This is a genomic window from Ochrobactrum sp. XJ1 (genome assembly GCF_024701725.1).
GTDB lineage: Bacteria > Pseudomonadota > Alphaproteobacteria > Rhizobiales > Rhizobiaceae > Brucella > Brucella anthropi.
The window spans coordinates 23,463-44,259 of the sequence record NZ_VDGD01000008.1 but is presented as its reverse complement, the minus strand read 5'-3'; the positions used below and the strand labels follow the sequence as shown (position 1 = coordinate 44,259).

Here is a 20,797-nt window from a genome sequence, read left to right as displayed (position 1 = left end):
CCGGTTTATTGAGCCGTGGAAACGACCGCTTTGATTTCATCGTCGGTGACAGGCTCCATGCCATAGGTTTTGACGAGCGCGTCATAGGAACCATCCTTTCGCATCTGGGCGAAAGCATCGTTCATGGCATTGAAAAGCTCTTTGTTCTGCGGGGTGGTGGCTACACCCACCATGATCGGATAGATGAGCGCACTGGATGTAACGGCATAATCGTCGGGGCACTTCTTCAGCAGTTCGGCAGCAACGACATTATCCATGAATTCCACGTCGACCGAGCCGCTGCGCAATGCCTGCGTGACCTGCGCATCCGTATCGAATTCGCGTGTCTCGATGGCGCCGAGATTGTTCTTGGCGCAATAATCTTCCGACAGTGCCTTCAGCTTCGGGAGCCAGGACGCTCCTTGCATCGACCCGATGATCTTGCCGCACAGCTCCTTTTCGTTCGCCGGGCGGAACTTGGCGTCCTTCAGCACGAGCAGGGACGAGCCAGCCTTGATGTACGGGATGAAATTGAGAATCTTCTGCCGCTCAGGCGTGACGTAAAGCGCCGATGCAATGACATCGAAATGGTTGGCGCGTGCACCAGTGATGAGGCTGGTGAAGCGCGTGTCCTTGAACTCTGCAGCAAGCCCAAGCTGCTTTGCCACCCCTTCCATCAGCTCGACATCGAAACCTGCCGGCTTGCCGTCCTTCATGTAGACGAAGGGAGGATAGGTCAGGTCAGATCCGACCGACAGTGTGTTTTCCTTGACGGTCTGAGGCGCGGCTGCGGCCTCATGCGGGGCCAACGCAACGACGGCAAATGTGGCAGCGAGCAAGGCTGATTTCAGTTCAGTCACGCGTTTTGAGATTGTTGGAGCAGGCATATCGTTCCCTTTTTTGTTCAATAATATTGTTGAACAATTAAGAGATGGGCCGTGCGATGTCAATATGTCTTCACGTGGGAGCGATGAAGACACGTATGCTCATCTCTTCCGATGCGATTAGGCGGTATCGGAGTTTCATTTCTCGGAACTGGTTTCCAAAACTGGTCTTTGCAAGTTTTGCAGACTTTTGAAGGGTAGCTTTTCGCCAGAGCGCTCCCAGTTAAAACGGAGTCGCTGAAACCGCTCTAAGTATTTGGTTCATTGCATTTGCCTCATGCAAAACCGCTCCGCACGTTTGCTGGAAATGCTTTAACTCTCGAAATCGCCAAAAATATCCTGGAGACGGGTCAAACTCTGCACTCTTTCATCCACCTGACTACCGAGCTGTATGATGATATGCGAAAGCATGAGATCCATGATGGCAGTCATCGTTGCCGCGCCGTCCCAAAGTGGACCGTGAGAACCGGGTACGATCAGCGCAATATCGGCCACCTCGCTTGCCCACGGGCAAAATTCATCGGTAAAAAGTATCACTTTTACGCCCATTCGGCGCGCTTCAATGGCTAGAGGGCGGGCTTTTGACGCGAAACGGCGGACATCGTGCAGAAACAGAACGCGGTTTTCCCTGGAGCCATCCAGGACTTCTGCATAGGTGCCGTTCAACCCGTCCATGAAGGACACTCCCGGACGCGAATAGGAGAGCTGTGACGCAAAATATTGCGCTATGCCGCGCACATTCTGATAGGCTGCAACATAGACCTCGCTTGCCCCGATCAGTGCGTCGATGGTCTCCTGCCATTCAGGACGGGTAGTCAGTTCATAGACGGTGCCGAGATTTTCGATCTGCTGTTGCACCAGACCGGCAAGTAGCTTGCCTTCGCGAAAATCCTGCTGGAGCCGGGCAACCGGCCCCTTGACCTGCCATGCGGGGTTGGAACGACCGCGCCTTAACGCTGTTTTTAACTCCTCCAGCCCGTCGAAACCGAGCCGTCGCAAATAGCGACCGACCGTCATCTGGGAAATGCCAAGACGCTCGGCGATGGACTTTGCCGTTTCGAATGGCAGTTCTGCCAGATTACGCTCGATATAGCTTGCGATCAGCTTGTCGGCCTTGGATTTGCGTAATTCCGCACTTTGGAGACGTATGAGAATTTCTTTGGACAAACTTACCCCTCCCGCTTTGGCTCCGACCCTGATGATGAAGACCGGAGCCAGCACAACAGCTTATTGCGCTGTTTTTACCTTTGTCCATGCCCGGTCGAGCTGGCGCACGCCGGAACCCAGATCCTCGAAGATCTGGAGTCGTTTCATCGTTTCGTCTGTCGGATTGATTTCCGTGCTGTTCTTGATGTTGTCAGGTGTCAGCTGACGTGCCGGCACATTGGGCGTCCCGTTGGTCTGTTGGGCTACGTTGAGCGCGGCGATTTCCGGGCGCGTGTAAAACTGCATGAACTTGATGGCATTGTCCTTGTTCGGGGCTGTTTTGAGAACGCACATATCTTCTTGGTACATGGTCGCACCTTCTTCCGGAATGACGTAACCCAAATCTTTCGGATTGCCTAAAACATCCACCATGCTGCCGATAAAATAATGCGCGGCGGCAACGTCGCCCGCGCCGACCATGGGACGGGAATCATAGGTGAAAGCAGCCACATACGGCTTCATTTCGATGACAGTGTCTGCGGCCTGCTGAAGTTGCTTCGGGTCGGTGGAGTTTACGGAGTTTCCGTTGAGAAGAAGCCCAACACCCAGCACTTCACGCATGTCATCGAGAAGCGTGATCTTGAGACCCTTTTCCTTGACCGTCGCAAGAAGATCCTTCCAGCCGGTCACGTCCTTGCCGAGCACGCGACGGTTATAGAGAATGCCCACCGTGCCGAAGGCGTAAGGCAGGCAATATTCTCCGTTGAGGTCGCTTTTGGCGCGCAGAAAGCGCGGGTCGATGTTCTTGAAGCCCTCATATGTATTGATATCGGTTTTCGCAAGCAGATCGAGCTTGGCCATGATGTCCTGCATATGCACGGACGGAAACACGATATCGTAACCGCTGGCACCACCCTGAATCTTGGCCAGCATTTCCTCATTGGAGGAGTAGGTCGATAGATTGACCTTGACCTTGGTCTCTTCTTCGAATTTCTGAAGCACCGCAGGATTGATGTATTCGCCCCAGTTATAGATGTTCAAGTCATCTGCGAAGCTATTGCCTGCAGACATGCCCAGAACGGTGAGCGCAATCAATCCAAGGCGCGGAACAGCACCATTGAAGATCGTCATTGTAGTTCCCCTTGTCATATTTTTCCCCGCGGCCCGCTTTCATTTCTCTGCCTTGGCAGGGATGCAAAGTACGGTCTTCGGGGCGTTGACTTGTACTGGAAAATGATATCAACATAACCAAATCACGCAAGAGTTAATTAAATAACATTTCGGGGAACGAAAATGCGGGATGCGATTGTACGGCTGGTTTCCGCGGCCAAGACCTTTGCGAGTCCGGAGGGCGGCGAGGTCAAGGCATTGGACGGTATCGATCTGGATATCGGCCGTAATGAATTCATCACTTTGCTGGGCCCTTCGGGCTGCGGCAAGACGACTTTGCTCCAGGCGATCAGCGGGTTCGCTGCGTTGGATGCCGGACGGATCGAGATTGACGGCGTCGACATGACGGACCGTCCACCTTATCGCCGCCCGGTCAATACGGTCTTTCAGAACTATGCGTTGTTTCCGCATATGAGTGTGGGGCAGAACGCCGGATATGCTCTGGAAGTCGCTGGTGTCGGCAAGGCGGAGCGCACGGAGCGTGTCAGGGCTGTTTTGCAGATGGTGGGGCTGGCTGGTTTGGAGGCCCGCCTGCCGCGACAGCTCTCGGGTGGCCAACAGCAACGTGTGGCTCTGGCCCGGGCCATCGTGGCCCGCCCGAAGGTGCTGTTGCTCGATGAGCCGCTATCTGCACTTGATAAGAACCTGCGCGAGGCGATGCAGTTCGAACTGAAGACCTTGCAGCACGAGCTGGGCATTACCTTCATCTTTGTCACGCACGACCAGCAGGAAGCGCTGACAATGTCGGATCGGGTGGCGGTGCTCTCGAATGGGCGCATCCAGCAACTGGACGCGCCGCGGGTTGTGTATGATCGCCCGGTCAATGCCTTCGTCGCCAATTTCGTCGGTGCGAGCAATCTTCTGGAAGGACAAGTCGACGCCAACGGCTTTGTGCTGCCGGATGGAACGGTTCTGCAGCACGATGGTGAAGGCAAAGCCAAAGGCAGGGGCACCGCACTTCTGCGTCCAGAAAACTTCTCGCTTATCGCGCGCAATGAAAGACATGGGGCGCTTGATGTCACGCTCGACCAGATTGCCTTTATCGGTTCGTCTTTCGAATTGCTCGGACACCTCGCTTCCGGGCGCAAGCTGACGGCGCAGATTCCGGCGGTGGACCGAAACTCGGTCAATGATCTGCAGCCGGGGCAGGCCGCGCGCTGGTATTACGATCCGGCTACGGTCCATCTTCTTTGCGAAGGGGAGGCTGCGTGATGAACCTCGCGAGCTTGCGGCGTCTTCAGCTGGCAGTTCTTCTCGGACCGGCGACACTGTTCCTGATCGTTTTCTTTGCCATTCCACTCGCGATCATGGTGGTAACGAGTTTTCTCGCGCCTGGTCTTTATGGTGGCGTCGAATGGGAGTTCTATCCTCATAATTTCGGGCGTATCCTTGGTTTCGCGGATCCGGCATTCGAGGAATTCGACCCGATCTATCTGGCGATTTTCTTCCGCTCGGTGAGGATAGCCATCGTGACGGTCATTGCCGCCTTGCTGGTCGCTTATCCGGCCGCCTTTTATATCAGCAGGCTTCCCGACAGGTGGAAGAACTTCTGCATCTTCCTCATTACCTTGCCATTCTTCGCCAGCCTGATTGTGCGGCTGTTCGTATGGGTGATGATCCTGCGCCCGACAGGGTTGCTCAACGAGACCTTGATGTCGCTCGGCATTATCTCGCGTCCCCTCGACATGATCTATACCGACGGCGCTATCGTGCTGGGCATGGTCTATGTGTTCCTGCCGTTCATGTTCATGCCTATCTATGCAAGCATTGAAAAGCTGGACTGGCGTCTGGTACAGGCGTCGCTTGATCTGGGAGCCGGCCCGGTGCGGACATTCTTCCGGATTGTCCTGCCGCTGACCACGCCCGGCATTGCTGCGGGTTCGGTAATTGTCTTCATTCCTGCGCTCGGAAACTTTGTTGTGCCTGCAGTGCTGGGTGGAGCCAAGGTGATGATGCTCGGCAATCTGATCGAAGGACAGTTCCTGTCGGCGCGCAATTGGCCGTTCGGGTCGGCGCTCGCGATGATGGTGATGGCCGTCATGTTGCTGCTGCTGTTTGGTTATGTGCTTTTGACAAACCGGCGCAATGCCGCCGAAGCGTTGTAGCGGTAAGGGAGACGCAACCATGAAAATCGCCCGGTCTCTCTTCAATGGCGGATTGCTGCTCTACGTCGCGTTGTTCTTCGCCTTCATCTATATCCCGCTGGCACTTATCATCGTCTATTCGTTCAACGCCAATCCGGTGAACATGATGGTGTGGAGCGGCTTTACGACCGACTGGTATGCGCAGGTTCTGGGCTTCAAGACAGTGGTTTCGGAAAGCGCACTCTATATTGAATCGACGGATCAGCTTGTGGCAGCCGTGTTCAACAGCCTGAAGATTGCGACTTCAACGACACTGATATCGACTGTTCTCGGAACTGCGCTGGCGCTGGCCATGCATCGCTACAATTTTCTGGGAAAGCGGTTCTATCAGGTGACGCTTTTCATGCCCATGTTGATGCCGGATATCGTGCTGGGCATTGCGCTCCTGATCTTCTTCGTCAACGCGGGTATTCATCTGGGGCTGACCACGATTATTATCGGCCAATGCACTTTTCTGATCTCTTATGTCTTCATTGTTGTTTCGGCCCGGCTGGCCAGTATGGACCGCACGCTGGAATATGCATCGGCCGATCTTGGCGCCAATGAATGGACCACGTTCCGCAAGGTCATCATGCCCCAGCTCATGCCCGGCATTCTCGGTGGTGCGTTACTTGCCTTCATCATTTCCATGGATGACCTCGTCATCACCTATTTTATCGCAGGCGTTGATGTTACGACCCTGCCGATGTTCATCTTCGCCATGCTGCGTCGCGGCATCAAACCGGAAATCAATGCGATTGCCGTGATGATGCTGACCTTCTCATTCGTTGTGGCTTCGCTCGGTCTCTATCTTCGTTCTCGGCAGAAATAATATGACTTCACAAACACCTACACGTAAACCGCGCGCTCGCGATCTTGGGCTTCCTTTCACTGGTGTGACCGGTCCGTACAACGCGATCACCGATGTCGATGGCGTTGGCGTCGGCTTTCAGACCATTATCGAGAACGAGCCGCGCCCCGGCCGCAAGCGTCCGGCGCGTAGCGGCGTGACCGCCATTCTGCCGCATAAGCAGTCTGAAACCCCGGTTCCGGTTTATGCAGGCGTCCATCGCTTCAACGGCAATGGTGAGATGACCGGAACGCACTGGATCGAAGATGGCGGCTACTTCCTGGGCCCTGTCGTTATCACCAACACGCACGGTATCGGCATGGCACATCATGCGACAGTGCGCTGGATGGTTGACCGCTATGCCTCGACCTACCAGACCGACGATTTCCTCTGGATCATGCCGGTTGTCGCAGAAACTTATGACGGTGCACTCAACGACATCAACGGCTTTCCTGTGACGGAAGCGGATGTGCGCAAGGCGCTCGACAATGTTGCATCCGGCCCGGTGCAGGAAGGCAATTGCGGCGGCGGCACCGGTATGATCACCTATGGCTTCAAGGGCGGTACAGGCACGGCATCGCGCGTCGTGGAGTTCGGCGGTCGCAGTTTCACCATCGGTGCGCTGGTGCAGGCCAATCACGGGCAGCGCGATTGGCTGACCATTGCCGGTGTGCCGGTTGGGCAGCATATGCGGGATGGCACGCCGCAGAGCCAGTTGCAGGAGCGCGGCTCGATCATCGTCGTGCTGGCGACCGATCTGCCACTGATGCCGCACCAGCTGAAGCGCCTAGCGCGTCGTGCAAGCATCGGCATCGGCCGTAACGGAACGCCGGGCGGTAACAATTCGGGCGATATTTTTATCGCTTTTTCCACCGCCAACCAGAGACCTATGCAGCATCGTTCCGCGCCCTTTCTGGACGTCGAGATGGTGAATGACGAGCCGCTTGATACCGTCTATCTGGCGGCGGTCGATAGTGTGGAAGAGGCAGTGGTTAATGCGATGATCGCGGCTGAGGATATGGGTGGAACACCCTTTGACCGGCTGCTTGTTCAGGCCATAGATCACGAACGTCTTCGTGCCGTGCTGCGCCAATATGGGCGTCTTGCCTGACTCTTCGTAGGATAAGGATTGGAACTCCAGTTCCATCGGATAGCGATCCGGTTCGTTCCACGCGGTTTCCGTCATGCAGGACGGAAATCGCGAATGTCTCCCTTTATCTTGCCGTCTTGACAGTATTCTATCGACGGCACTACGCTACAGTAACACGGCAGATTTTACTGAAGTGAGGGGAGGAATTCATGACTAAAAGTTCAATTATTACAGGGCTGGGTCGGGTTTCAATTTCACGACGCCAGTTTATAACATCGAGCGCACTGGGCGCCGGTGCTCTGCTTCTACCGTCCCTGCCATCTTTTGCAGCTGACAAGCCCAAAGTCGGTCTGGTCATGAAGTCGCTCGCCAACGAGTTCTTCAAGCAGATGCAGGCAGGTGCCGAGGACTACGCCGCCAAGAACACCGACAAGTTCTCCTTTGCCGCTGTTGGCATGAAGGACGAACGTGATTTTGCCGCACAGGTCGATGCTGTGGAAAATTTCATCACGCAGCAGTTCAATGTGATCGTGCTGGCTCCGGCGGATTCCAAGGCCATGGTGACGCCGGTTAAAAAGGCTCTGGAGGCCGGCATCAAAGTCATCAATATTGACGTGGCGCTCGATGAAGAGGCGAAAAAGCAGGCGGGTGTCGACCTTGCCTTTTTCGGTCCGGACAATCGCGAGGGCGCAAAGCTTGCCGGCATGGCGCTTGCCAAGGAACTCGGCAAGGGCGGCAAGGTGGTTATCCTTGAAGGCAATCCTGAGGCAGACAATGCCAAGGAACGCAAGAAGGGCTTTGACGATGCCGTGGCCGAAGGCGGTTTGACACTGCTCGATTCCAAGACTGCCCATTGGGAAACGGAAGAAGCCAACACGCTGATGACCAATTTCCTGACCCAGTATCAGGACATTCAAGGTGTTATGGCGGCCAACGATTCCATGGCGCTCGGCGTCGTGAAGGCGCTGGATGCCGCCGGAAAATCGGGCCAGATCAAGGTCGTGGGCTTCGACAACATTCCTGCTGTCCAGCCTTTGATCAAGGACGGCAAGATGCTCGCAACCGTCGATCAGTTCGGCGCACAGATGGCGGCCATGGGCATTGATTACGGCCTCAAGGAACTGGCAGGCGAAAAGTTCTCCGGTTGGGTCAAGACGGACATCAAGCTCATCACGGCCCAGGATCTCTGAAAACCGGGATCTTCCAAACATTGCCAATTATGGGGCGGCGCTCCGAGTGCCGCTCCTCTTCACCTGGCAGGCAGGAACAGATATGCAGTCAGCCGACGCCATTTTGAGATTGGAAAATGTCGGCAAGACCTTTCCGGGGGTGGTTGCGCTAAACGGTGTCACGCTGGAGCTGCAGCGTGGCGAGACACATATCATTCTGGGTGAAAACGGTGCGGGTAAATCAACTCTCATCAAGCTTCTTGCTGGCATATATCAGCCCGACACGGGCGAGATTTTTCTGAACGGCCGGCCCTACAAGCCAAAGACCCCGCATGACGCGCAGGTTCAGGGAATCCGCATCGTTCATCAGGAACTCAACCTGCTGTCGCATCTTTCCATTGCCGAAAACCTGATGCTGGAAAGCCTGCCGAGACGCTTCGGCATCATGGACCGAGCGACATTGAACCGGCGCGCCGAAGAGCTTTTGGCTGAGGTCGGTCTGGCGGTCGATCCGCGTATGCCGGTTTCGGAGCTGGGCGTTGCGCAAATGCAGTTGGTCGAGATCGCCAAGGCGCTCGGTTATGACAGCAAACTACTGGTTCTGGACGAGCCGACGGCGACATTGACTCCGCCGGAAATTGAACGGTTGTTTGCGATCATCCAGCGGCTGAAGGCGAAGGGTGTCACGATCATCTACATTTCTCACCGTCTGCACGAGGTCTTTGAGATTGGCGACCGCGTGACGGTGTTGCGCAATGGCCGCCTGGTCGAGACGCGCGACCTGCAGGGGCTGCGCGTGCCGGATCTGGTACGCATGATGATCGGTCGCGACATTGCGGATGAGTATGGCTTTAATGCCGATATCAAGCTTGGGTCCGTCGCTCTGGAAGTGAGGAACGTGAAGCGCAACAGCGGCGCTCCGCCGGTTTCGTTTTCGGTGCGTCATGGAGAAATTCTGGGTGTCGCCGGTCTGGTCGGGTCGGGCCGCACCGAGGTGATGCGTGCAATCTTCGGCGCCGATCCAAGGTCGGCAGGGGAAATCGATATAGATGGAAGGCCGGTGACTATCCGTGACCCGCGCGATGCCGTGCGTAATGGTCTGGGTTTTCTGACAGAAGACCGCAAGAGCCAGGGGCTGCTGCTAGACATGCCCGTGTCTATCAACACCACGATCACCGACCTGAAGAAAATCTCGCACGGTGGCCTGCTGGATAGCCGGGTGGAGAAAGGCGCGGTAACTGAGCTGGTCGAGCGGCTGCGCGTCAAGACTGCGTCTATCGATACACCGGTGCGTAACCTCTCCGGTGGCAATCAGCAAAAGGTGGTTCTGGCAAAATGGCTGTTTCGCGGGTCGTCCACACTGATACTCGATGAACCGACACGTGGGGTCGATGTCGGCGCCAGGCGCGAGATTTATCAACTTCTGTGGATGTTGGCTGCGAACCAGAAGGCAATTATCATGATTTCCTCGGATCTGCCCGAGTTGATCGGCATGTGCCACCGCATCATTGTTTTCTCGAACGGCAAACTGGTTGGGGAGCTGGACCGATCTCAATTCGATCAGGAGCGTATTCTTTCGCTCGCCTATCAGGAGCATGTTCACGCATGACGGAACCCATTTCTCCATCTGCCCAACACCCCGGTGCTGCCGACCGCCAGAAGCTGAAGCGCTTCCTGTTGCGTGATGCCGGCGTATTCTTGGCGTTGATCCTGATAACGCTGGTATTTTCCGTCACTGCGCCCTATTTCGCAACATCGGGCAACGCGCTGAAGATCTTCGTTCAGATCGCGATCAATACGGTCCTTGCGGCAGGTATGACTTTCGTCATCCTGACTGGTGGCATTGACCTCTCGGTCGGCTCTGTGCTCGCCTTATGCACGGTCGTTGGCGCTCTTATCATGACGTCCGGTCTGGAACCGGCCTTGTCAATCCCGCTGGCAGTCCTGGCATGCGTCGCCGTTGGCGGGCTTTGTGGCTTCATCAACGGCAAGGTGTCAACCTACTGGAAAATCCCGTCGTTTATCGTCACGCTGGGCATGCTGAACATCGCCGCCGGTGCGGCACGGGTGGTTTCCAATAATTCTACCATTACCGGACTTCCGCAGGGTTTTGTCGACTTCGGCAATCTGATTGTCGGAGGCTTTCTCCCGTCGATTTTCTTGATCGCAGTGGCCGTGATTGCTGTTGGCTGGTTCGTTTTGCGCTTTACGGTTTTCGGTCGCATGATCTATGCGGTTGGCGCCAACGATGAGGCTGTGCGCCTGTCGGGACACAATCCCGACACATACAAAATCGCTGCATTTGTCATTTCCGGCGTCACCGCTGGTATTGCTGCGATTGTTTATCTCCTGCGCCTGAACATCGGCAGCCCGATTGCGGGCGTTGGCTATGAACTGAACGCGATTGCAGCCGTCATCATCGGCGGGACAAGCCTTTTCGGCGGTAAGGGCTCAATCGTTGGCACGCTGGCCGGGGCCTGTATTTTGCAGGTGCTCGCGACCGGGCTGCAATTGCTTGGTATCGGCGATAATTACAAGCCAATCATAATTGGCACCGTGATCATCCTCGCCGTGATTGTCGATACCTATCGTGAGAGGCTGTTACGGCGTATTCGCTGAATGCATAATGAGAAAGTGAAGGCGCGGCCGGGTCAAGGTTGGACAGGATTTGTTACCCGGCAGCCATGCTCTGTATACAGCAAGATTGCCTTTGGGAGCCGTCTTCTCTGGTTATGAAACTCGCCGGCCCGTTGAGGTTGATCCATTTGGAATGGTAGCGTCACATTAAATTGCGCGCAACGCTTGGGTGGTATGTCAGGAGAGATGAAGCAACAGGTACGGCGATAAGGGTGAAACAGACTGCAAAGCGAAAGATGAAGCCGAAACTGGCAAAGCGGCAGGCGTCAGCATCACACTCCCAAGTCAATCCAGCAACGCGGCATCAAGATTCGGTTGTGCGGATCATAGCATTCGATTCAACTAACCGACAGGATCGCTCGCTTACCGGTATCCCTGATATCACGGCAACGCGATGGATGTGTTTTGGCATTGCCATGCTCCTGTCGTGTGTTGCGTTGGCGCTTCCTGCACTCACGATTCTCATCCGACCCAGCCCTGACCTCGATCCGATAGCCCTAATTGTATCGACACTCATCGCAGCAATGCTTCTTGTTCCGGCCTTCATGTTTGCACGCGCTGGTCTTTTGGCTGGCGCCTGGATCACCATTACACCGGAGAGCGTTGAATACGGTTCAGGTAATGGAATTGTGGAGAAGCAAGGCACCAAGATCGAATGGGCGCGCATAGCGTCCGGTCAGATGGCACGTTATGACGTTCGTCTCATTTTGAAAGGGCCTGTGCGGGAGCCTCGGATAGCGTTCGGTTATAAAATGCCCGACGGAACGCAGAACGAGTATTCGCTTCCAATGTCATTGCGGGAACGTGGCATGCAATGTCTGTGGTTCGTCAATGCTGACGCCCTGCGTATTGCTCTGCTACAGAACATGGCAGCTCGCTCGAATTTGTGTTTCGACCCGGATATTTTCGTTGAAGCCGGTATTGATCCGGAGACGTGGCATCTGATGCCAAAGCCCCGCAAGATTGAGTGGGCGATAGCCATAGCTTCGATGGCAGCGGTGTTGATATTCGGCAGTTTTATATCGGCGACGACATCTGTCGTGTTGGTCGTTGGGGGTGTTTTCGCAATTCTGGGATTGGGCCTTCTTGCAACATTCAGTTTCAGGAAGAGAGCTTATCCGGGCTTCGATCACGTCATCTGTTTTTGTGAAAACCGATAGTTCGTGCTGGGTTATTGTGGTTCTTCCATATCCGCATAAACCAGATAGCGGAGCGGCCCAGGCGTGATAGCATCGAATGGATAACAGGTCGACAGCACAACATGACGGCCTTCGCTATTCACGGCGATCTTCGCTTCATCCCAACGCGCGACGGCCATATGACTAACACGATAGGAAATCGCCTTACCGTCGCTGCGGGTGACGAGTATCTGATCGTTCTTCTCGATATTCTTCAGAAAAGCGAAATGTGTATCGCGATGCGCAGCATACACGGCTGTTCCCCGTTCCCCGGCCATCGGCGTATTGTCCAGATGACCGGGGCCGAAAGCCAATGCCTGACCGCTGGAGCCTTTCAGCGCGATGGCGGATTCATTAAGTCGTGGAGCTTCGATGCGGGCAACCGGCCATGTATCGACCCAGCTCCAGGGTTTGACTGGTGCGCCAGTTTCAATGCTTTCCGCAAAAGCTCGTTCGAGGAGGATCTGTGCCACAAATGCCTTCGCATGGATCCAGATTCCCTGACTGGCAATTATCATCCCGAGCGCAATCAGCACGATGCCCACCGTGGGGAGTAAGGAGCGCCACAGTGCGCTCCCCGTCATAATCGGATTGATAGACATCACGCATTCTCCTTGCGGCGGAAGAACCAGAAGACGAACAAGCCAATCAGTATCAGACCCAAGCCTTGCATGAGCAGTAGTGTCGCTGGCGTTGCCGTTTGCGGCAGCGGGATCGACTGCGATGGCGATGATGGTGATGCAGGGCTTTCGTGGCTGCGGACAGCGTCATTTACACCATTCATGTCCATGTTTGCGTGATCCCCGACGGTGCGATCCGCACGGATGTCGAACAGCTTGTCATAATCCCAGCCCGCGGGCAGTTGCAGAGGAATATCGGCACGGGTCAGCGGCGCATTTGCCGGTCGCGACGGTGTCTTGTCGACAGCTACGAGGCTCGTCAGACGGCTGACCAGATGATGCTCCAGCGCAAGGTGGAGAATACGCGCATCGGCGGCGTCCTGGGAAATTTTCCCAAGGGTAAGTTCCACTTCCGCATCATCGATCTTGCGACGTGCCCACAGTTTTGAAATGCCTTCAGCATTTATTGCCTGATCGAGTGGCAGATTGACTGTCCACGGACGGCCATCAATCTGGCCTTCAATAGCAAGGTTTCCGATCGCCTTGCCCATTCGCGCTGCGATGACAAGTGGTTCACCACGATAAAGATCGGGCAAAAGGGAGGGCGTCATGCTCACATTCTTTTCCGAGAAACTGGTCTTCAGATCGGTAACAGCCGGTTTTTCAAGCTTGTCGAACAGAGCCCGCATGCGTTCGTTCACTTCAGCCGCCGACCCGATATGGGTGAAGGTTCCACGTCCAAGTTCAGCCGCACGGTTCATCAGATAGGAGTTCGGGGCAGAGCCGATGCCGACCATGAAAATACGCGAGCGCCCCCGACGTGCTGCAACGGCATCCAGCAATTGCTGCTCATTGCTGATCTCGCCGTCGGTCAGAAACACGATCTGGCGCAATCCATTACCCTGATTACTGTCATCAAGCGCGGCATGAAGGGCAGGCAACATTTCCGTGCCGCCTTGCGCTTCAAGGCTCGTCACGAAGCGGCGAGCGGACGTGATATTCTCCTGATTGGCATCGACTGAATCTTCGAAGAATTTGGTCAATGTGTCGTCGAAGCGGATTACGTTGAAACGATCTCCGGGTTGAAGTTGCGACAGTGCATAATCCAGGCTGGCCTTCGCCTGTTCAATGGAAGTACCACCCATTGATCCGGAATTATCGATCACGAAGATGACCTCACGCTGGACCTTTTTTGGGCTGGCAAGCGCCGGTGGCGTAACATAGGCAAGCACATAGTCATCCTTGCCGATATGTTCGCGGAACAGCCCGACCTGCGGTGCATCGCTTGCGACGGCGCTCCATTCCAGAACGAAATCACGATCTGCAGCTGCCATTCCGTCCAGCGTGATTTCCCGTGTCGCGTCGTTCGTCGTATCGATCCTGACCTTGTGGAAAAGGCTCTCAACCTTTCCAAGCGGGAAGCCTGCCTTAAGTTTGACTGAGATGCTCACAGGATTTGTTCGCAGGGCAGCCGGTGGGGCCAAAGGCGTCACGAGTGGCGCATTGTAAGTATCAGGCTTGCCCGTATCGCTCGACTTGCCCCAGCCGTTCTTCATTTCGACTTCCTGGACAACCGGGTAGGCATTGTCCGGGTTGTAACGCGGTGCGACGACTAAAGGCACACGCAGCGAGAAACGCTCATCGGAAAGCCGTACCGCCTGCTGATACTCGATCTGGATAACGACTTTCTCGTGCGGACCGATATTGGCGACCGCATTGGTAAACACGTTGGGTCGCTGCTGTTCGATCAGCGTTGCTTTTTTGCCTTCGCTTTTCGCCTGTTCATATATTTCGCGGGCTGTCTGCTTCTCCTTGATGTCAGCGACAATCACACGATCACCGATGACCATCTTCAGCGAATAGACCGCACTTTCTTCTGGCAATGGGAAAACATACAAGGCTTCAACGAAACCGTCGGTCGGGTTCTCGAATGCCTGCGTCAGCCGGGCTCGGACCGTCGGTCCACTCACATCGAGATCGACGTCCGTTGCGAGCCGAGGCGCTTCGACGTAACGTCCGGCTTCGTTTGTCTCCAGCAGAAGGCTGCCGGATTGAACCTCGTTTGGCGTGACCAGAGCGGGTGTTTCAGCGCGGGCCTGCACGATCTGCAACAGACAGAAAATGACAGCCAATGCGGGCAACAACGCCATGTTGCAGAACCAGATGAACGAACAGAAGCGGGAGAGTACCCGACCTCTATTGCTATGATTTGGTAGATTTATCGCGGGTGACATGACGTGCTCCTTGTTCACCTCGAAGAACTGGAGCCATTGTCGCTGGAGCCACTGTTTCCACTCCAGCGTAAGCTTTGCCAAGTTTCAGCCGTCACTTTCCGCAAATCGCCTTGCCGGTTACGCATATGTGTGGAATTGTGCAGAAAAGTACGCAGTTCAGGATAAGCCATGTCCGATCAGAACTCTCATCTGCCCGACCAGATCAATGCCCGTGTTGCAGTCCGGATTCGTGAGGAAATCGCCCGACGGCGTATTTCGCGCCAACTTCTGGCCGATGAAGCGCGGATCAGCCTCTCGACTTTGGAAAAGGCGCTGTCGGGTCACAGGCCCTTCACGCTCGCAACAATCATCCGGCTCGAACAGGCAATGGGCGTCGCCCTGCGCGAACAGGCAGGTGAAGCGCCCGCCCAGTTGGCCAGAAATGGCAACAGTCACGCAGCGGAAGAACTGGGCGCCTACTCGCGCGCCTCGGTTTCATGGCTTGAAGGTGATTACCTGACCTTGCGTCCGTCCTTTGGGGAGGACAAGGCCATCTTCGCTTACATCACGGAAATCGGTTGGGATTTCGATGCCGGGCATCTCAATTTTCGTGAGCGTGAACGTTCTGACGTCTCGTTCTCACAACAGGGAGCTGTCTCCGTTCCACATCTTTCGGGACACATCTATCTCGTCACGAATACATCTGGCCAGTACCGTATGGCCGTGCTCTCCCGCCCAAGCATCACAGGCGAAATGTTCGGCATCCTGACGACATTGCGTGCCGGGCAGGGTGCACATCTGACACCAGTTTCGACACCGCTTGCGCTCGTGCCCATGAGGCAATTTGTCGAGTCGTCATTTGGGCGTGTGCGACCTGGCGACATATCCTTTGCAGCTTATTCGGCAATTCTGCACAAGACATTGGACGACGGCTATGCGGGTTTTATTTCGGGGTAATTTTACAGCGAAATCCAATTCGTTTTGGCCTTACTCCGTTCAATCCCTCTGTCTGTAAACGTTGTCGTTATGATAATTAAGTGTACTTTCGTAGCCATGAAATCTCGTATACTTTCCGCTGGATAACTCCTAACCCGGAGGATTGTCGCGTTGAAAAATTTATTGAGCGCAGCATTTTGTGTCCTGCTACTTGGGGCTTTCAGCCAGTCCGCGTCCGGTGCGTCAATCGGTGCTGGCAATCCCTATCCTGTTAGCCACTACAAGTGTGAGGATGGCACTCAGTTGGCGGTACGCCTCTTCGGTGATCGCGCTTCCGTCTCTGTTAACGGCAATGCGGCGATTGATTTACCTTCTATCGGCAAAGAAGGTACGACCTATTCGAACGGCCGACAAACGCTGACCATCATACAGGGACGTCTCTCATGGGGCGTGGGCCGCGCTGTTCCTTCAGCATGCAAGGGCGGTTGAAGGGCAGGTCTTGCCACGAGGGAATTGGCAGGCAGAGGAAATCAGTCCATTGGACTGATTTCCTTCGTTAGGTGCTTTGCGTGTTTACTGGAAATGGCCTAGCTCGGACTGTGAATAATCCAAAACTTCTCCAGATCACTCGGATTATCCCATGCTGCTACAGCGCCGGGACGAACGAGGAAGATATCGCCCGCCACGAATGTCACGCTTCCCTCGTCAGGGTTTGACAATGTCACCTCGCCCCTGCGCAGCATCATCAATTCCGAGAATGAATAGGTGATCGGATGACGAGCATAAGGCGTCGTGGCCCAGATGCCCCAGGCGATTGGATCGTCACTTTGGAACTCGTGACGGGAAGTCGTTGGTGCAGGGGTGGTCAGAAGTGCCGGATTGGGCGCTCCGCCAGGTGACATGGGATGGTCAAGATCAAGTTTACCGAAGGATACGCTTAGGCTCTCCTGATGTATCGTGAGGATGACACAATCTGCCGCATGTGCGCGCCATGAGAATATGCCTGCAGGCAGACTTGCTACCTCACCGTTGGTCAGTGTGATTTCGAGACCATTATTGTCCCGGATATTCAAAGCACCATCACACAGCATTATGATGGAGGAAAACAGGCTTTCTACCCCTGTTCCTTGGCCAGAAAGGATTGCGCGTCCGAAGCCGAAAGGCTCCGTCGACTGACCGTCCAGGCTGATGGCTCGGAAAGCTGTTTCCAGATCGGAGCCGCAAGCAGGTGCAACGCCCAGATTGATTACGTTTCTCAGCACGTTAGGTTCTTTCTGCATGGGATTTATTTCGATGCGAAACCAAGGCTGTCCTTGATCCAGTACCAGCGGATGCCGAGGTCCATGACAGGCTTGCGGATCGCATGCCAGGCAAGGCGGGGTATGCTGGTGGTCGGATAAACCATGGGGCGGCCTTCGGCGATATATTCGGCATACATCTTGCCAAAGGCAGTGGCCATGGCCACGCCCCGGCCATTATAGCCAAGCATGGCATGCAAGCCCGCAGCGGGATTGTGAAGATGTGGCAGGCCATCCATGGTCAGCGCCACGTGCCCGGACCAGTGATAATCGATGCCGATACCTTCCAGCTGTGGAAACAGCCGCACCATTCCGGCTTTCAACGCTTCCATCAGCGCTTTCTTTTCGTTCATTCCGACGGCGCCGCGTCCGCCAATAAGAAAACGCCCGTCTTCAGATTGGCGCATATAAAAAGCGATCTTGCGTGTTTCGGATAGAACCACTCCGCCTGGCATGATCTCCCGCCGCTGCTTTTCTGAAAGCGGCTCTGTCGCGATCAGCATGCTTTGCACCGGAAGAATGCTTTGAGCGAGACCCGGTACAAGGTTGTCAGTGTAAGCGTTGGTGGCGACAAGTGCTTCGCGTGCGCGAACCGACCCATTTGCGGTCTTTGCAATCCAGTCGCCATTCTCCGGCATCAGAGAAGTAACGGAGGAATCTTCAAAAATCTGAACGCCGCGTGCCGTGGCGGCGCGGGCAAGCCCACGGGCATAATCCAGCGGCTGCAGGGCACCTGCGCGGGGATCGCGCCATCCGCCGAAATAGCGCTCCGTGCCGGAAAGCTCAGTAATCTGCGCGCGATCCAAAATCTCGACTTCGACGCCTTGCGCCTGCCATTGCCGCGCACGCTTATGGACGGCAGCGGTTGCAAGCTGGGAATGGGCGGCCTGTATCCACCCGGCTCGAACAGGAGAGCATTGGATATCAAGTTCGCGTACAAGGCCGAAAACAAGATCGCCTACACCACCCACGAGGTCGATCATGCGCTTGCCGTGCTCTGGACCATAGGCAGCCAGAAGATCTTCGGGGTCATGCTTCAAACCGGGGATCACCTGTCCGCCGTTGCGTCCTGATGCGCCGAAGCCGACATGGCGCGCCTCAAGGACCACTACAGTTTTCCCGCGTTCGGCAAGGAACAACGCGCTGGAAAGGCCTGTAAAGCCGCCTCCAACAATAACGACGTCCGCCTCGTGCACGCCATTCAGTTTGGAATGGTTCGGTTTTGCCTCGCCAGCTGCGTTCCACCATAATGAGCGTGTGAAGCTCTCAGGGCTGCTTGCCATTTTCATCTTTCTCCAGCGTTTTTTCGGCCTGTCGAGCGACTTCACTCGGGTTTGTTCACCCAGAGCACGAAGGCTTCGGCTTCACCATTATTGAAGAATCTGTGGCGGGTCGTTGAAGGCAGTGCAAATCCGTCACCTGTTGAAAGCAGGTACTGTGCGTCTTCAATCTGCAGCGTGAAACTGCCCGAAATGACGTAACCCAGCTCCTCGCCGGAATGCGTGTAGCATTCCTCACCGGAACTCCCGCCCGGAATGATCCGCACTGCGAAGGATTTCATGGTCTCAATGAGTTCAGGCGAAGCACGGTGCTTGATGACGCCACCAGCGTTCAGCACTTCTGGCTGTTCTCCAGCACGCAATACATAGGGATTAGCTCGGGCAGCCGCGGCGAAGCCTTGCGGGTCGATGAGCTGGGCCGGGCTCATGGAGAGCACCTCGGCAATCGTATAGAGGGTACGCACAGTCGGCGATACGAGGCCCCGCTCGATCTGTGACAAGGCACCCGTCGACAGACCAGAGACTTCCGACAGATAACCGAGAGTGAGACCCAGTGTCTGCCGTCGCAAGCGAATGCGCGCTCCAATATCCCCTGCGTCGTTGGGCGCAGGCTCGCTGGTCGGGGCGGTCGGGGATATTTCTGCCTTGTTCACTTTTGGCATCCTTTGATGGCTCTCGCTACAAACAGGATTGAATCGGGGTTGATTAGTTTTCACTATTCTGCTTCATATTTGATCTACGTTCAATAAACTAAAAACAAAATCCATCCAAAACATGGAGGGGGACATATCGGACATGGCTCACAAGGATACACCTTATTGGTGGGAAGCCGCTCCGCCGCGTAGCATCGAGAACCACGAAATCGAGCGGGATTGCGACGTTGCCATTGTTGGTGCGGGTTATGCGGGGCTTTGCGCTGCTCTTCATCTGGCGCGCGCAGGGCGAAAGGTTCAGGTTTTCGAGCGGGAACAACTGGGGTTTGGCGCTTCCAGCCGCAACGGCGGCTTTACCAGTGGCAATATTCGTCCCGACGATAAGACACTGGTGCGCAAGTTCGGCTTGGAACGTGCGGTCAAGATTGCTGCTGAAGGCCATGAAGCGCGTCGCTTCATGATCGATTTTCTGGCTAATGAAGGCATCGACGCGGATTTCCAGCTTGTGGGACGGTTCAGCGGTGCGATGACGCGCGCCGAATATGACGATATGGCGCGAAGCGCTGAAGCTATCCAGCGCGCGACCGGCATTGAATCCTATGCGGTTCCCTTGAACGAGGTTCGCCGCCATATCGCCACGGACCTCTATGCTGGCGGCAGCGTGCGTATGGATATAGGCGGTCTGCATCCGGCAAAATTTCATGCGGAACTGGTGCGGCTTGCACTCGCTGAAGGGGTGCTGATTCACGCCGAATGCCGCGTAGAAGGGATCGACCAAGGCGCTGATAAAAAGACAGTAATTACCGCGCGTGGCCGCGCTCAGGCACGCGAAGTCCTTGTTTGCACGAACGGTTATACCGACCATTCGGACCGTTGGTTGCGTCAGCGGCTGGTGCCTTTGCGTTCACGAATCATCGCAACCGAGGATCTGGGTGAGGAACGTGTGCGCGACTTGGTGCCGGGGTTGAAAATGCTCACCGACACCCGTGCTATGACTTACTATTTCCGCCCATCGCCGGATGGACGGCGCATTTTGTTCGGTGGGCGTGACGTAACAAGCCGAGGCGACCCGGATAGTGCCACGCAGCGCAATTATGCAGAAATGTGCAGGGTTTTCCCTCAACTTGAAGGCGTTGGTATCTCGCATAGCTGGTTTGGCTATGTGGCGATGAATCGGGACATGGTGCCTCGAATTTTTCAACGTGGAGCGGTTCATTATGCAACCGGTTTCTGTGGCTCGGGTGTCGTCTGGGCTCCCTGGCTCGGCCTCAAAGCAGCGCAGAAAATACTGGGCGTACCGAACAGCGAGAGCAGTTTCGATTTTCGTCCCCCACGTCTTGTTCCTACGTGGCGCGGAAAGGCCTGGTTCATGCCGCTGGTTTTCGCCGACCTTGAACGGAAGGATCGTAAGTTGGAGGCAACAGCATCCAGTGAGCGAGCATTGAGAAACAGCACAGGTTCTCAGGGTGGCCACGAGTGAGAAGCCGCAACGCGGACGCTGGTCACAACGAATTTCACTTTATCAAACGCGGTTTCACAACCGGCGTTACGAATAACAGGCTTATCGCTGC

General features: G+C 55.4%; 19 protein-coding genes. 11 read left to right on the top strand and 8 right to left on the bottom strand.

Translation table 11 applies throughout. The features are described 5' to 3' along the window. Nucleotides 1-5 precede the first annotated feature (5 nt). The 3 genes from FG152_RS15460 to FG152_RS15450 form a co-directional block, all read right to left on the bottom strand. A complete protein-coding gene (locus FG152_RS15460; RefSeq protein ID WP_105529404.1) occupies nt 6-866 on the bottom strand; it encodes an ABC transporter substrate-binding protein in 861 nt (286 codons plus the stop codon). 309 nt (nt 867-1,175) lie between these two features. After that, on the bottom strand, nt 1,176-2,030 hold the full coding sequence (locus FG152_RS15455) for a MurR/RpiR family transcriptional regulator (RefSeq protein ID WP_010660492.1): 855 nt from the start codon (nt 2,028-2,030) through the stop codon (nt 1,176-1,178). Between the two features lie 60 nt (nt 2,031-2,090). Continuing rightward, a complete protein-coding gene (locus FG152_RS15450; RefSeq protein ID WP_010660491.1) occupies nt 2,091-3,140 on the bottom strand; it encodes a polyamine ABC transporter substrate-binding protein in 1,050 nt (349 codons plus the stop codon). 162 nt (nt 3,141-3,302) lie between these two features. On the opposite strand from FG152_RS15450, the gene FG152_RS15445 reads away from it, so the two are divergent. The 8 genes from FG152_RS15445 to FG152_RS15410 all read left to right on the top strand — a co-directional run bounded on the left by FG152_RS15445 (nt 3,303) and on the right by FG152_RS15410 (nt 12,208). Beyond that, a complete protein-coding gene (locus tag FG152_RS15445; protein WP_010660490.1) occupies nt 3,303-4,391 on the top strand; it encodes an ABC transporter ATP-binding protein in 1,089 nt (362 codons plus the stop codon). Beyond that, a complete protein-coding gene (locus FG152_RS15440) occupies nt 4,391-5,284 on the top strand; it encodes an ABC transporter permease (protein ID WP_010660489.1) in 894 nt (297 codons plus the stop codon). Before FG152_RS15445 ends, FG152_RS15440 begins: the two co-directional genes overlap by 1 nt. A 19-nt stretch (nt 5,285-5,303) precedes the next feature. Beyond that, nucleotides 5,304-6,134: an ABC transporter permease gene (locus FG152_RS15435; RefSeq protein ID WP_010660488.1), complete on the top strand. Its 831-nt coding sequence runs from the start codon at nt 5,304-5,306 to the stop codon at nt 6,132-6,134. 1 nt (nt 6,135) lies between these two features. Further along, nucleotides 6,136-7,263 (top strand): DmpA family aminopeptidase, encoded by a 1,128-nt coding sequence (locus FG152_RS15430; protein ID WP_010660487.1) that lies wholly within the window; start codon nt 6,136-6,138, stop codon nt 7,261-7,263. 188 nt (nt 7,264-7,451) lie between these two features. Continuing rightward, entirely contained in the window at nt 7,452-8,432 is a 981-nt protein-coding gene (locus tag FG152_RS15425) for a sugar ABC transporter substrate-binding protein (protein ID WP_010660486.1), read from the top strand. An 82-nt stretch (nt 8,433-8,514) separates the two neighbouring features. Further along, entirely contained in the window at nt 8,515-10,020 is a 1,506-nt protein-coding gene (locus FG152_RS15420) for a sugar ABC transporter ATP-binding protein (RefSeq protein WP_010660485.1), read from the top strand. Then, nucleotides 10,017-11,030 carry an ABC transporter permease gene (locus tag FG152_RS15415; protein WP_010660484.1) on the top strand — a complete coding sequence of 338 codons (1,014 nt, stop codon included), beginning with the start codon at nt 10,017-10,019 and terminating at the stop codon, nt 11,028-11,030. Before FG152_RS15420 ends, FG152_RS15415 begins: the two co-directional genes overlap by 4 nt. Nucleotides 11,031-11,284: 254 nt before the next feature. Further along, nucleotides 11,285-12,208 (top strand): hypothetical protein, encoded by a 924-nt coding sequence (locus tag FG152_RS15410; RefSeq protein WP_105529402.1) that lies wholly within the window; start codon nt 11,285-11,287, stop codon nt 12,206-12,208. Between the two features lie 11 nt (nt 12,209-12,219). Here FG152_RS15410 and FG152_RS15405 read toward each other — a convergent pair whose 3' ends face one another. Together FG152_RS15405 and FG152_RS15400 are read right to left on the bottom strand one after the other, a co-directional pair. Further along, nucleotides 12,220-12,828, bottom strand: coding sequence for a class GN sortase (locus FG152_RS15405; RefSeq protein ID WP_010660482.1), 609 nt, complete (start codon nt 12,826-12,828; stop codon nt 12,220-12,222). After that, on the bottom strand, nt 12,828-15,080 hold the full coding sequence (locus FG152_RS15400; protein ID WP_036563893.1) for a marine proteobacterial sortase target protein: 2,253 nt from the start codon (nt 15,078-15,080) through the stop codon (nt 12,828-12,830). The genes FG152_RS15405 and FG152_RS15400 overlap by 1 nt, the downstream gene beginning before the upstream one ends. Nucleotides 15,081-15,248: 168 nt before the next feature. Between FG152_RS15400 and FG152_RS15395 the strand changes: the two genes are divergently transcribed. Beyond that, nucleotides 15,249-16,016, top strand: a complete 768-nt coding sequence (locus tag FG152_RS15395) for a helix-turn-helix domain-containing protein (RefSeq protein WP_010660480.1) — start codon at nt 15,249-15,251, stop codon at nt 16,014-16,016. 162 nt (nt 16,017-16,178) lie between these two features. Next, entirely contained in the window at nt 16,179-16,484 is a 306-nt protein-coding gene (locus tag FG152_RS15390; RefSeq protein WP_036588329.1) for a hypothetical protein, read from the top strand. 98 nt (nt 16,485-16,582) lie between these two features. Here FG152_RS15390 and FG152_RS15385 read toward each other — a convergent pair whose 3' ends face one another. Genes FG152_RS15385 through FG152_RS15375 form a run of 3 tightly spaced genes read right to left on the bottom strand, consistent with a single transcriptional unit; the run spans nt 16,583 to nt 19,235 of the window. Beyond that, nucleotides 16,583-17,275: a cupin domain-containing protein gene (locus tag FG152_RS15385; protein WP_010660478.1), complete on the bottom strand. Its 693-nt coding sequence runs from the start codon at nt 17,273-17,275 to the stop codon at nt 16,583-16,585. Between the two features lie 5 nt (nt 17,276-17,280). Next, nucleotides 17,281-18,576 carry an NAD(P)/FAD-dependent oxidoreductase gene (locus FG152_RS15380; RefSeq protein WP_010660477.1) on the bottom strand — a complete coding sequence of 432 codons (1,296 nt, stop codon included), beginning with the start codon at nt 18,574-18,576 and terminating at the stop codon, nt 17,281-17,283. Nucleotides 18,577-18,617: 41 nt separating this feature from the next. Further along, nucleotides 18,618-19,235, bottom strand: coding sequence for a cupin domain-containing protein (locus tag FG152_RS15375; RefSeq protein WP_010660476.1), 618 nt, complete (start codon nt 19,233-19,235; stop codon nt 18,618-18,620). A gap of 133 nt (nt 19,236-19,368) precedes the next feature. Here FG152_RS15375 and FG152_RS15370 point away from each other — a divergent pair, with 133 nt between their 5' ends. Then, nucleotides 19,369-20,706, top strand: coding sequence for an NAD(P)/FAD-dependent oxidoreductase (locus tag FG152_RS15370; RefSeq protein WP_010660475.1), 1,338 nt, complete (start codon nt 19,369-19,371; stop codon nt 20,704-20,706). Nucleotides 20,707-20,797 lie beyond the last annotated feature (91 nt).

What these genes read in the sequence shown, in the direction of transcription:
- FG152_RS15420 (WP_010660485.1), top strand. Translation starts at nt 8,515, where the DNA reads ATGCAGTCAGCCGACGCCATTTTGAGATTGGAAAATGTCGGCAAGACC.
- FG152_RS15450 (WP_010660491.1), bottom strand. Translation starts at nt 3,140, where the DNA reads ATGACGATCTTCAATGGTGCTGTTCCGCGCCTTGGATTGATTGCGCTC.
- FG152_RS15435 (WP_010660488.1), top strand. Translation starts at nt 5,304, where the DNA reads ATGAAAATCGCCCGGTCTCTCTTCAATGGCGGATTGCTGCTCTACGTC.
- FG152_RS15415 (WP_010660484.1), top strand. Translation starts at nt 10,017, where the DNA reads ATGACGGAACCCATTTCTCCATCTGCCCAACACCCCGGTGCTGCCGAC.
- FG152_RS15380 (WP_010660477.1), bottom strand. Translation starts at nt 18,576, where the DNA reads ATGGCAAGCAGCCCTGAGAGCTTCACACGCTCATTATGGTGGAACGCA.
- FG152_RS15440 (WP_010660489.1), top strand. Translation starts at nt 4,391, where the DNA reads ATGAACCTCGCGAGCTTGCGGCGTCTTCAGCTGGCAGTTCTTCTCGGA.
- FG152_RS15405 (WP_010660482.1), bottom strand. Translation starts at nt 12,828, where the DNA reads ATGTCTATCAATCCGATTATGACGGGGAGCGCACTGTGGCGCTCCTTA.
- FG152_RS15370 (WP_010660475.1), top strand. Translation starts at nt 19,369, where the DNA reads ATGGCTCACAAGGATACACCTTATTGGTGGGAAGCCGCTCCGCCGCGT.
- FG152_RS15385 (WP_010660478.1), bottom strand. Translation starts at nt 17,275, where the DNA reads ATGCAGAAAGAACCTAACGTGCTGAGAAACGTAATCAATCTGGGCGTT.
- FG152_RS15430 (WP_010660487.1), top strand. Translation starts at nt 6,136, where the DNA reads ATGACTTCACAAACACCTACACGTAAACCGCGCGCTCGCGATCTTGGG.
- FG152_RS15445 (WP_010660490.1), top strand. Translation starts at nt 3,303, where the DNA reads ATGCGGGATGCGATTGTACGGCTGGTTTCCGCGGCCAAGACCTTTGCG.
- FG152_RS15400 (WP_036563893.1), bottom strand. Translation starts at nt 15,080, where the DNA reads ATGTCACCCGCGATAAATCTACCAAATCATAGCAATAGAGGTCGGGTA.
- FG152_RS15425 (WP_010660486.1), top strand. Translation starts at nt 7,452, where the DNA reads ATGACTAAAAGTTCAATTATTACAGGGCTGGGTCGGGTTTCAATTTCA.
- FG152_RS15410 (WP_105529402.1), top strand. Translation starts at nt 11,285, where the DNA reads ATGAAGCCGAAACTGGCAAAGCGGCAGGCGTCAGCATCACACTCCCAA.
- FG152_RS15460 (WP_105529404.1), bottom strand. Translation starts at nt 866, where the DNA reads ATGCCTGCTCCAACAATCTCAAAACGCGTGACTGAACTGAAATCAGCC.
- FG152_RS15375 (WP_010660476.1), bottom strand. Translation starts at nt 19,235, where the DNA reads ATGCCAAAAGTGAACAAGGCAGAAATATCCCCGACCGCCCCGACCAGC.
- FG152_RS15395 (WP_010660480.1), top strand. Translation starts at nt 15,249, where the DNA reads ATGTCCGATCAGAACTCTCATCTGCCCGACCAGATCAATGCCCGTGTT.